The following is a 1,860-nucleotide window of genomic DNA, read 5'->3' on the forward strand; positions in this document are numbered from 1 at the left end:
GCCGGTCCTCCCCGGGGAGGACCGGCCGTACTGCTCTCGGGGTGCTCGCGGGACCGCGGTCAGAACCCGCAGGCCTCGTCCAGGGACTGGGCGGACTTGCCGTTCTGGGTGGGGGTCTGGCTCGGCTGGACCGCCGTGCTCCTGGAGGGCTTGGGTGTGGCGGTGGGTGTCGCGCCGCTCGCGCCGGGGGAGGCGGTCACCCCCGCGGCCTGGGGGCGGCGGGCGGGCCGCACCGACTGGCGCAGCGTCCTGGCGGTCGCGGCACGGATCTTCTGCCAGTCCGGCGAGCCGGTGTAGAACTCCGGCGGCACGAACTGGAGGCTGACGATCCTGGCGTCCTTGACCTTCAGCCCCAGCTCGGTGATGTGCTCAAGCAGCTCGCGGGGAATGTCGGTCTTGGCGGACTTCTTGGCCACACTTGCGATCTTGGCGAAGTTGGTGAGCACCACCGAGGGGGTGGCCTGCTGGGCGAAGGCGCCGATGACGCAGCGCTGGCGGGCCATCCGGGAGAAGTCGTCACTGCCGACGCGGGAACGCCCGTACCAGAGCGCCTCCTCGCCGGTGAGCTTCTGGTATCCGGCCTTGATGGTCCCGGCGGTGCCGTAGAGGCCGCCCCACGGGACGTCGCGCTCCACCTTGATCTTCAGGCCGCCGATGGCGTCGACCAGGTGGGCGAAACCGAACATGTTCACCAGGGCGTAGTAGTCGATCTTCAGGTTGAGCGTGTAGCCGATGGCGTCCATGAGCGCCGCGGGGCCTCGCTGCCCCGTCTTCTTGCCGGGCATGACATCGGGGTGGTCCTCGGCGTACTGCCAGACCTCGTTGAGCAGGCCGCCGTTGGGCAACTCGCGCATGAAGCCGTTGGGGAACTGCTTGGCGAGCGCGGTGCCCGGTGTGAAGCGGACGTGCTGGAGGTTACGGGGAAGGCTGAACATGGCGGTGTTGCCGGTCGCGACGTGCACGCTGGCCACGTTCATGCTGTCGGTCCGCACGCCTTCCCGGTTCCCGGCCCCGTCGCCGCCGATGAGCAGGAAGTTCACCCGATCGCGCCCGCCCCACGGATCCTCGTGCTTGACGGGGGCGGCGCTGGGATTGCCCGTGTTGCTCTCGAAGATGCTGTTGGCCGCCTCCTTGAGGGTCAGCACGGTGCTCGCGGTCAGCGCGAACGGCGCCATCACCGACACGCACAGCACGCCCACCGCGATGCCCGACACGATCTGTCCCCTGCCGCTGAGCCTTTGCGGTCCCAGGGAGATGTAGGAGAAGAGCACCAGCAGGAACCAGGCGAGCGCGCCGGCGATGGCCAGGGCCGCCCCGGTCATCAGCGTGCTGTCCCGGGCGACGAAGCCCGCGTTCCCTTCGCCGCTGAGGATGAGCGCGCCGACCAGGACGGCGAGCAGTAGCGCGCCGAAGATCGTTAGCAGAATGTATCCGACGCGGCGGCGTCCCGATCGCAGGTGCGCCGCACCGGGGAGGATCACCGACAGCGCGGTCCAGCCGATGAGCGCGCCGACCGTCAGCGGCCTGGCGAAGCGGGGCCGTCCCCCGGCCGGGCGGGACGGTCCGGCGGGCCCCGGACCCGCCCCGGCGTGCGAGAGGGGTGTCCCCTGCCCGTCACGCGTGCCCTGTGGAGGAAGCGTCTCCTGTCCGTCGGAGAGACCCCGCGTGCCGGGCTGAGCCTGCGGGGGGAGCGTCCCCCGCCCGCCGGGGGCACCCTGGGCGCCGTCGGACACGTTGTGGACCTGAGGTGCGGGAGGGGGGGCCTGCGTTTCGGCCGGACCCTGCGCGCCGCCGTGGCTCGCCTTCCGCGTCCAGCATCTCCATCAGCAGCTGTGCCGCCCGCACCAGGTCAGCGTCGCC

1 protein-coding gene is annotated in these 1,860 nt (G+C 71.2%); it reads right to left on the reverse strand.

What is annotated here, in order from left to right; genetic code table 11:
• Positions 1-59: 59 nt before the first annotated feature.
• On the reverse strand, positions 60-1,733 hold the full coding sequence (locus ABZ260_RS50615; protein WP_355633005.1) for an LCP family protein: 1,674 nt from the start codon (positions 1,731-1,733) through the stop codon (positions 60-62).
• Between the last annotated feature and the right edge of the window lie 127 nt (positions 1,734-1,860).

This window comes from Streptosporangium sp. NPDC006013 (genome assembly GCF_040614275.1).
Classification (GTDB): Bacteria; Actinomycetota; Actinomycetes; order Streptosporangiales; family Streptosporangiaceae; genus Streptosporangium.